Source organism: Bradyrhizobium cosmicum (assembly GCF_032290525.1).
Classification (GTDB): domain Bacteria; phylum Pseudomonadota; class Alphaproteobacteria; order Rhizobiales; family Xanthobacteraceae; genus Bradyrhizobium; species Bradyrhizobium cosmicum_A.
Genome location: NZ_JASXTA010000008.1, coordinates 304,147 through 313,337, shown reverse-complemented (window position 1 = coordinate 313,337; position 9,191 = coordinate 304,147). Strand labels below are relative to the sequence as shown.

Annotated in this window: 9 protein-coding genes; 3 read left to right on the top strand and 6 right to left on the bottom strand. The window is 64.9% G+C overall.

Annotated features, from left to right (window positions below; translation table 11 throughout):
* Positions 1 to 149 precede the first annotated feature (149 nt).
* Together QSV46_RS17540 and QSV46_RS17535 are read right to left on the bottom strand one after the other, a co-directional pair.
* The gene (locus QSV46_RS17540) at positions 150 to 923 is read right to left on the bottom strand and encodes an MBL fold metallo-hydrolase (protein WP_314953350.1); all 774 of its coding nucleotides are present in this window, start codon (positions 921 to 923) and stop codon (positions 150 to 152) included.
* Positions 924 to 935: 12 nt separating this feature from the next.
* Entirely contained in the window at positions 936 to 1,844 is a 909-nt protein-coding gene (locus QSV46_RS17535; RefSeq protein WP_314953347.1) for a DMT family transporter, read from the bottom strand.
* A gap of 98 nt (positions 1,845 to 1,942) precedes the next feature.
* On the opposite strand from QSV46_RS17535, the gene QSV46_RS17530 reads away from it, so the two are divergent.
* Positions 1,943 to 2,806, top strand: a complete 864-nt coding sequence (locus tag QSV46_RS17530; RefSeq protein WP_314953345.1) for a LysR family transcriptional regulator — start codon at positions 1,943 to 1,945, stop codon at positions 2,804 to 2,806.
* A gap of 125 nt (positions 2,807 to 2,931) precedes the next feature.
* Here QSV46_RS17530 and QSV46_RS17525 read toward each other — a convergent pair whose 3' ends face one another.
* The 4 genes from QSV46_RS17525 to QSV46_RS17510 all read right to left on the bottom strand — a co-directional run bounded on the left by QSV46_RS17525 (position 2,932) and on the right by QSV46_RS17510 (position 6,160).
* Positions 2,932 to 3,288, bottom strand: a complete 357-nt coding sequence (locus QSV46_RS17525) for an MmcQ/YjbR family DNA-binding protein (RefSeq protein ID WP_314953373.1) — start codon at positions 3,286 to 3,288, stop codon at positions 2,932 to 2,934.
* Positions 3,285 to 4,061, bottom strand: a complete 777-nt coding sequence (gene lepB / locus QSV46_RS17520) for a signal peptidase I (protein WP_314953341.1) — start codon at positions 4,059 to 4,061, stop codon at positions 3,285 to 3,287. Before lepB ends, QSV46_RS17525 begins: the two co-directional genes overlap by 4 nt.
* Positions 4,058 to 5,485, bottom strand: coding sequence for a metalloprotease TldD (tldD, locus tag QSV46_RS17515; RefSeq protein ID WP_314953338.1), 1,428 nt, complete (start codon positions 5,483 to 5,485; stop codon positions 4,058 to 4,060). The genes lepB and tldD overlap by 4 nt, the downstream gene beginning before the upstream one ends.
* A gap of 117 nt (positions 5,486 to 5,602) precedes the next feature.
* Positions 5,603 to 6,160 (bottom strand): invasion associated locus B family protein, encoded by a 558-nt coding sequence (locus QSV46_RS17510; RefSeq protein ID WP_314953335.1) that lies wholly within the window; start codon positions 6,158 to 6,160, stop codon positions 5,603 to 5,605.
* A 447-nt stretch (positions 6,161 to 6,607) separates the two neighbouring features.
* Between QSV46_RS17510 and coxB the strand changes: the two genes are divergently transcribed.
* Together coxB and ctaD are read left to right on the top strand one after the other, a co-directional pair.
* Positions 6,608 to 7,447 (top strand): cytochrome c oxidase subunit II, encoded by an 840-nt coding sequence (gene coxB, locus QSV46_RS17505; RefSeq protein WP_314953333.1) that lies wholly within the window; start codon positions 6,608 to 6,610, stop codon positions 7,445 to 7,447.
* Positions 7,448 to 7,535: 88 nt separating this feature from the next.
* Complete coding sequence (ctaD, locus tag QSV46_RS17500) at positions 7,536 to 9,161, top strand: cytochrome c oxidase subunit I (RefSeq protein WP_314953330.1); 1,626 nt, start codon at positions 7,536 to 7,538, stop codon at positions 9,159 to 9,161.
* Positions 9,162 to 9,191: the final 30 nt, after the last annotated feature.

The following is a 9,191-nucleotide window of genomic DNA, read 5'->3' as shown; positions in this document are numbered from 1 at the left end:
TCGACGCTTTCACACCCGAGGAATGCGCCAACTATCTCAAAAATTCAGGCTATCGAACTTAATGCCATCACGCTTTAGGTACCTCGCTCTCACAACGACCGCCGCGGCGTACTGGATGCCCCGGTCAAGCCGGGGCATGACAGTTGAGGCTACGGCGCCTCCACCACCGTCGGCACGCCGGGCTCCAGCAATCGCAACCTTGTGCCGAATCCCAGCACGTCGAAGGTCTTGCGCAGATCCTCGCTGTTCTGGCGGAAATGCGCCCAGCCTTCGGTATGCACCGGCACAATCATCGCATCGGGAAACGCGCGCGCGGTCTCGATGGTGTCGTTGGTGTCCATGGTGAGGTGGAACGGTCCGCGGGTCTGCGCGGCGCCCGCGAACGGCATCACCACGCCGCATTTGAAGCGGCGCGCGACCTCGGCGACGCCGTCGAACCAGGTGGTGTCGCCGGTGATGTAGACCGACGTGGTGTCTTTCCGGCTCGACGATACCACGAAACCGATGACGTCGCCCGACAGCGGTTCGATACCGGCCGGGCCGTGACGGGCCGGCGTCGCGGTGATCGTCAGCATGTTGCCGTCGCCGTCCTTCAGATGCGTTGTGCCCCACGGCGCGAGACCTTCGACCTGGCCGCCGAGGCGTTTTGCTCCGGCCTCCGTCGTCAGCGCGCGCTTGGCGTTGAGCAGATATTCGCGGCCGGAATTGTCGAGATTGTCGGAATGCTGGTCATGGCTGAGCAGGACCGCATCGACGGGACCGATCGCGTCGGACCTCACGGCGGGACCGATGGTCTTTTCCAGCTTCACATGCGGGAGCTGATAGGCGCCGGGCGCATCGAAAGTCGGGTCGGTGAGCAGGCGGAAGCCGTCGATCTCGATCAGCGCGGTAGGGCCGCCGATCAGGGTGATGGAAATGGGCATGATGAACTCCTCTTACGCGACCGGCTTTGCGGGGCGCGTCACCAGATAGATGCCGAGCGCGACCGGAATGATGCCGAGCAGGTCCCGCCCCTCGACATGCTCGCCAAGCACGATGTAGGCGAACAGCATGCCGAGCGGCGGCATCAGGAAATGATAGGCACTGGCAGCGGTCGCGCCACACACTTTCAGGAGATGAAACCAGAGCCAGTAGGCGAGGATCGAGCCGCCGAGCACGAGGAAGGCGAAGGCGCCGATCAGGCTCGCCGTGACATCGATGGCGTGGACGTCGGCGAAGGTGAACGCGATCGGCGCCAACACGATGCCGGCGGCGAGATTCTGCACGCCATTGCCGATCCACAGAGAGCCCCTCGGGGCGAGCAGCTTGAACAAAATGGTGCCGGCGACGATGGAGGCGAGCGAGGCCAGCGTGAAGATGATGCCGTGGAGAGAGTCCGTGCCGACCGACAGGCGGTGCCAGACGATCGCGGTCACGCCGATGATGCCGAGCAACAGGCCGCCCGCCTTGCGCCAGGTCATGCCTTCGCTGAGCAGCAGGGTCGCTAACGCGGCGGTGAAGACCGGATTGGCCGAGACGACCAGGCCGCCGAGGCCGGCGGAGACCGATTGCAGGCCGGTGTAGCCGAGCCCGAGATAGAGCGCGTTGTTGGCGATGCCGAGCACGGCGAAGATCGCTGCGTCGCGCCAGGACAGGGACCAGCCACCGCGAATCATCGTCGCGCCGAGGATCAGGATGCCGGCGAGCGAGAAGCGCGCGGCGAGCAGGATCAGCGGCGGGCAATGGGTGACACCGATCTTGCCGGCGACAAAGGCGTAGCTCCAGAGCAGACAGAACAGGCCGATGGCGAGTGGCAAGGTGTTGAAGCGGCTTGGTGCTGCGGGAAGCGAGGTGGCGAGCGACATGAGGGCATTCTCCTGAGCCCTCGATCTAGGAACGTGGGTTGTCATTTGGAAATTAAATGATTAACCTCTGATCAGTGGATTTTTAAATGGAGGCGGCGATGCTCGATCTGGAGCTCCTGCGCAGCTTCGTTTCGGTGGTCGAGGCCGGCGGCTTCACCCGCGCCGGCGAGCGCGTTCACCGCACGCAATCGACCGTGAGTCAGCAGATCAAGCGGCTGGAGGAGGACGTCGGCCAGGTGCTCTTGCATCGCGACGGCAAGGACGTGCGGCCGACGGAGGCCGGCGAGCGGCTGCTGTCCTATGCGCGGCGGCTGCTCTCGCTCGCCGAGGAAGCGCGCGACGTGCTGCGCGAGCCTGATGGCGAAGGCGCGATCCGGCTCGGCATCCCCGAGGATTTTGCGGCGTATCGGCTGGCGAAATTGCTGGGCACGTTCTCGCGCTCGCATCCCGGGCTGCGGCTCGATGTGCGCGCCGACCAGAGCAAGAATCTCGCGCGCGACCTCGATCGCGGCGAGCTCGACCTTGCGCTGTTCAAGCGCGAGGCCGGCGCGAAGGGCGCCATCGCGGTGTGGCCGGAGCGGGTGCATTGGGTCACCAGCAAGAGCCATCCGGTCGACGTCAAGGCGTCCTCGGTGCCGCTGATCGGCTTTCCGACCGGCTGCCTCTATCGCGCCGGCGCCATCCACGCGCTGGAGAGCGCCGGCCGCGCTTGGCACATGTCCTATTCGTCGTCGAGCCTTGCCGGCATCCAGGCCGCGGTCGCCGCCGGCATGGGCCTCAGCATCCTGTCGGAGATGTCGATCCAGTCCGATCACCGCGTGCTGACGGCCAAGGACGGCTTTGAACCGATCAACCGGACCGAGGTGGCGCTGATGGCTTCACCCGGCGCCAGCTCCGCAATGCTGCGGCTGGCGGATCGGCTCGCGGAGTTCTGCGACAACGTGCAGGCGAAGGCGGCGTGATCAGACGGAGTTCGTAGGGTGCGGCAAAGGCGTGTAGCGCCGCGCCCACCATCCTTCCGCGACTCCGTTCGCGAATGGTGGGCACGCTTCGCTTTGCCCGCCCCACGCAGCGCATTCCGCGGCTACTATGACGAGCTTGCGTCGAACGCTGCACGCGCCGCCTTCGAGGCGAGGCCGCGCCAGCGCCGGCGCAAATACGGCTCGATGATCGCGCGCTTGGCCTGGGACAGGCGGATCAGCACGATCGGATAGTCGGCGTAGTGGTCGGTGAAATAGAAGGTCTCTGGCCGGCTCTCGATCAGCATCGTGCGCTCGTCGATCGGGATGTCCGGCATCACCAGGCTGTCGCCGTCCTCCTTCAGACGTGTCAGTAACTTTTTGCGCACTTTCAGCGCTGGCGTGCCGTAGGAAGTGCCGTCCTCGACCTCCGGCCACGTCAGCGCGAAATTTCTGACGTCGTCGAAGTCATGAGATCGGCTCAGTGCACGGCGGTGAAGAACCGCGCGAGCCGGAAACCGGAGAGCCATGTCCATACCGGCTGGCCGCGGATGCCGAGGTCCCAGGAGCCGAGCACGGCATCGGCGCGTCCGACCAGATTGTCGATCGGCAGCAAGCCGACCCCGCCGGAGCGCAGCGGCACGCGGCTGTCCGCGGAATTGTCGCGGTTGTCGCCGAGCACGAAGAGGTGACCGGCGGGCACCGTGACTTCTTGCGTGTTGTCGAGCGGGCCGTTGTCGCGCATCTTGAAGATCAGATGCGAGACGCCGTTCGGCAGCGTCTCGACGTAGCGATAGGCGGGCTCGGTTCTGCCATTGTCGTCCTCGGCCGCGCCGACGCCATCGGGCTTCAGCTCGGCGGGACGGTCGTTGACGAAGAGCTGTCCCTGCCGGATCTGGATGCGGTCGCCGGGCAGTCCCACGACACGCTTGACCCAGGCCTGCGAGCGATCGCCGGGCCAGCGGAACACCACGACGTCGCCCTGCTTCGGCGTCTCCGCGAACACGCGGCCGCTCTCGGGCAGGTTGATCTGGATCGGCAGCGACGAGGTGCCGTAGCCATAGGGGAATTTCGAGGCGAGCAGCGCGTCGCCGATCAGCAGCGTCGGCTCCATCGAGCCCGACGGCACGTAGAACGGCTCGGCCAGCGCGCCCTTGGCGATGAACACGGCGACGACGATGCCGGCGAGCTGCATGAGCTGGCCGGCCCAGCCACTGCTTTTCCGCTTGGCGGGGACAGTTACTTTCTCAACGCTCATGCGCCCGTTCCACCCACCGTGATGCGTTCCATCAGCAGCGACGGCTGGCCGACGCCGACGGGCACGCCCTGGCCGTTCTTGCCGCAGGTGCCGATGCCGGTATCGAGCGCGAGATCGTTGCCGATCATGCGGATGCGATGCAGGTCGGTGGGCCCGTTGCCGATCAGCATGGCGCCCTTCAGCGGCGCCCCCAGCTTGCCGTTCTCGATCTTGTAGGCCTCGGTGCACTGGAAGACGTATTTGCCCGAGGTGATGTCGACCTGACCGCCACCGAAATTCGCGGCAAACACGCCGTTCTTGACCGAAGCGAGAATCTCGGCCGGATCGCGGTCGCCTGCGAGCATGTAGGTGTTGGTCATGCGCGGCATCGGCACATGGGCATAGCCCTGGCGGCGGCCGTTGCCGGTCGGCTTCATGTTCATCAGCCGTGCGTTCTGGCGGTCCTGCATGTAGCCGACCAGGATGCCGTCCTCGATCAGCACGGTGCGGTTGGTCGGCGTGCCCTCGTCGTCGATCGACAGCGAGCCACGGCGCGAGGCGATGGTGCCGTCGTCGACGACAGTGACGCCCTTGGCCGCGACCTGCTGGCCCATCAGGCCGGCGAACGCGGAGGTCTTCTTGCGGTTGAAGTCGCCCTCGAGGCCGTGGCCGACCGCTTCATGCAGCATCACGCCGGGCCAGCCGGCGCCGAGCACGACGTCCATCTCGCCGGCGGGGGCGGGAATCGATTCCAGATTGACGAGGGCCTCGCGCAGCGCGCCGTCGGCGGCCTCGCGCCAGTTCTTGCTTTCGATGAATTCGGCATAGCCAGCGCGGCCGCCATAGCCCTTGCTGCCGCTCTCCTGGCGGTCGCCTTGGCCTGCGACGACGGAGACGTTGACACGCACGAGCGGGCGGATGTCGCGATAGCTCTCGCCGTCGGGACGCAGGATCTCGACGACCTGCCAAGTCGCGCCCAAGCTGACACTGACCTGTCGCACCCGCGGATCCTTGTCGCGCAGATAGGCGTCGATCTCGGCGAGCAGTTTTACTTTCGTCTCGAAGCCGGGGGCATCGAGCGGATTGTCGTCACTATAGAGCCGCACGTTGGTATGCGCCGGCGGGGCGGCAAAGCTGCCGGAATAGCCGCCGCGCACGGCCGCCACGGCGTCCGCGGCGCGAATCAGCGCCGGCAGCGACACGTCGGAGGAATGCGCATAGCCGACGGCATCGTCCTTGACGGCGCGCAGTCCAAAACCCTGGGAAGTGTCGTAGGTCGCCTGCTTCAGCCGCCCATTGTCGAACATCAGCGCTTCGGTCTGGCTGTATTCGAGGAACAATTCGCCGTCGTCGGCGCCGGCAAGCCCGCGCGCGAGCTCGCTGCGAACCTGGTCGCGGTCGAGATTGGCGCGGTCGAGCAGGGAGGTTGTGGCAGGGTTGGTCATCTGGCTTCCGTTCTCGGAGGGATGTGCGGCAAGATAATGGTTTCGGACCGGTTCCGCGAGGGCACGAAGCCTCACATTACGGAAACAATAGGTCTGGCCGCGATACGTCCGGCTGCGTTACGGCAGCTTGTCATAGCCCTCGCCGAGCCCGTTCAGGCTGAGCGGGAAGCCGATGCCTTCTTCCGGCGTCTCGAAGATGATGAAGGTGGCGGTCTTGGCGGTGCGGAGCTGGCCGAGCAGCTTGTCGTCCATGACGACCTCGGCGACGCAGCCATTGGGCAGGCAGCGAACGAAGCCGGCACGGCCGACATCCTGGTTGTCGAGCTTGAGGCCCAGGCCGGACGGCAGGAGAACGCCGAGCGGGGCGACCACGCGCATCAGGCGGCTCTTCTGGTCGGCGGTCTTGAGCACGATCACGGTCAGGCCGGCATTGGAGCGATCTTCGGCCACCACGCTTTGGATCAGGGCGCATTGCTCGGTCTGGGCGCCCGGCGGGGTGTCGCAGCGGATCTGCCAGTCGCCATGGACGGAGCGCACCGCGCCCTGCGCATGGGCGAGGCCCGGAAGCGCCAGGACGACCACCCCCGCCAACAGCGCGGCCAGCATCGTGAGGCTGCCAGCCTGCCTTTTAGCCTGCCATTTAGGCTGCCTTGCCATGCCTCTCGGAAACCCCATCGGGTCGGTCCCTCTGCTCGCCTGGGCCGCTCGCGCCTGGCGGACTGATACGGGGAATGACGGCGTCTTGAAGGCGATTCGCAAGCAAATTCCGCGCCGGCCACGCCGCCATCGCCCGCACGAATCAGGTTCCTGCGCGGCTATCTCCCAGTGCCTACCGCGGGCAATTCCGCTGTCAAGCCGCAGCATCCCGGGAAACGGTATTTTTGTCTGATGTTACTGGGAAATATCTTGCGGGTGATGGCTGACAGAAGGGTTCAAGACTGCATTGCGATAGATCAAGAATTATGGTTTGAGAGGCTTGATTTCGGCGTTCTCGCGATCTGGCCCCAATTCCTCTTAGAGGTATTCTTGCGCGGCGGTTTGACGGACGGGCGGATCGAATAAGCGTTTCCCGGAAATAGGGGGATGCACTTGGGGTGATTTCGTTAGGGGAGCGCGAACGGCATGAGGATGTCGATGGGCCAGGTTGGCCGGCACTTGCTGGGATTGGCCGTGGCGGGTCTGACGCTGGCGACGGGCGGTGCGGCATTCGCCGAGCTCGGGCAACCGGCGCCGTGGGAGTGGACGCTCCAGCAATCCGCGTCTCCGGTGATGGACAATATCGTCTGGTTCCACAACTTCCTGTTCGTGCTGATCACCCTGATTACGCTGTTCGTTCTGGCGTTGCTGGTGATCGTGGTCATCAAGTTCAACGCGCGGGCCAATCCGGTGCCGTCGCGGACCACCCACAACACACTGATCGAGGTGGCCTGGACGCTGGTTCCGGTGCTGATCCTGGTTGGTATCTCGGTGCCGTCGTTCCGCCTGCTGTTCCTCGAGCTCGACGTGCCGAAGGCGGACCTGACGATCAAGGCGACCGGCAAGCAGTGGTATTGGTCCTATGCCTATCCTGACAACGGCAAGTTCGAGTTCGACTCGCTGATGGCCCAGGACAAGCAGCCCCGCCTGCTCGGCGTCGACAACGAGATGGTGGTGCCGGTCAACAAGGTGGTCCGTGTCCAGGTCACCGGTGCGGATGTCATCCACGCCTTCGCGCTGCCGGCTTTCGGCGTCAAGATCGATGCCATTCCGGGGCGGCTGAACGAGACCTGGTTCAAGGCCAGCAAGACCGGCATGTTCTACGGCCAGTGCTCGGAGCTCTGCGGCAAGGATCACGCCTTCATGCCGATCGCGATTCGCGTCGTGGAGGACAAGGATTTCGCCTCCTGGGTCGAGGCGGCGAAGAAGAAATATGCGAGCGGCGGCGCCAGCACCTACGCCTCCGCGGCCGGCCCGACGCAGTAAGCGCCGGGCGAAGGCGCGAGGGGACCGAAAGCGACATAAAGGGCGGGACCGCATCAGGTCCGCATGGGACGCAAGGCAGGATTTGAAAATGGCAACGAGCGCAGCGGCACACGGCGATCACGCGCAAGACCACGGACATGACGAGCATGCCCATCCGACCGGATGGCGGCGCTACGTCTATTCGACCAACCACAAGGACATCGGCACGATGTACCTGATTTTCGCGGTCATCGCCGGCGTCATCGGCGCCGCGATGTCGATCGCGATCCGTGCCGAGCTGATGTATCCGGGCGTGCAGATCTTCCACGAGACGCACACCTACAATGTGTTCGTGACCTCTCACGGCCTGATCATGATCTTCTTCATGGTCATGCCCGCGATGATCGGCGGTTTCGGCAATTGGTTCGTGCCGCTGATGATCGGCGCGCCCGACATGGCGTTCCCGCGCATGAACAACATCTCGTTCTGGCTGCTGCCGGCCTCCTTCGCCCTGCTGCTGATGTCGACCTTCGTCGAGGGCGAGCCCGGCGCCAACGGCGTCGGCGCCGGCTGGACCATGTACGTGCCGTTGTCGAGCTCGGGCCATCCGGGTCCGGCCGTCGATTTCGCGATCCTGTCGCTGCATCTGGCGGGCGCCTCGTCGATCCTCGGCGCCATCAACTTCATCACCACGATCTTCAACATGCGTGCACCGGGCATGACCCTGCACAAGATGCCGCTGTTCGTGTGGTCGATCCTGGTGACGGTGTTCCTGTTGCTGTTGTCGCTGCCTGTGCTCGCGGGCGCGATCACCATGCTGCTCACCGACCGCAATTTCGGCACGACGTTCTTCGCGCCCGACGGCGGCGGCGACCCCGTGCTGTTCCAGCACCTGTTCTGGTTCTTCGGTCACCCCGAGGTGTACATCCTGATCCTTCCCGCCTTCGGCATGGTCAGCCAGATCGTCTCGACCTTCTCGCGCAAGCCGGTGTTCGGCTATCTCGGCATGGCCTACGCCATGGTCGCGATCGGCGGCATCGGCTTCGTGGTGTGGGCGCACCACATGTATACGGTCGGCATGTCCTCGGCGACGCAGGCCTATTTCGTCGCCGCCACGATGGTCATCGCGGTCCCGACCGGCGTGAAGATCTTCTCGTGGATCGCAACGATGTGGGGCGGCTCCATCGAGTTCCGCGCCCCGATGATCTGGGCGGTGGGTTTCATTTTCCTGTTCACCGTCGGCGGCGTCACCGGCGTCGTGTTGGCGAATGCGGGCGTCGACCGCGTGCTCCAGGAGACCTACTACGTCGTCGCGCACTTCCACTACGTGCTGTCGCTCGGTGCGGTGTTCGGGATCTTTGCCGGCTGGTACTACTGGTTCCCGAAGATGTCGGGCTACATGTACAATGAAGGGCTCGCGAAGGCGCACTTCTGGGTTACCTTCATCGGCGTGAACCTGGTGTTCTTCCCGCAGCACTTCCTCGGCCTGTCGGGCATGCCGCGCCGCTATGTCGATTATCCCGACGCGTTCGCGGGCTGGAACCTGATCTCGTCGCTCGGCTCTTACATCTCCGGCTTCGGCGTTTTGATCTTCCTCTATTGCGTGATCGAGGCTTTCGCCCGCAAGGTGCCGGCTGGCGACAATCCTTGGGGTGCGGGTGCGACCACGCTGGAGTGGACGCTGCCCTCGCCGCCGCCCTTCCACCAGTTCGAAGTGCTGCCCCGCGTGCAGTGATCAATCTCTCGCGGCGCCCCTGACGGGCGC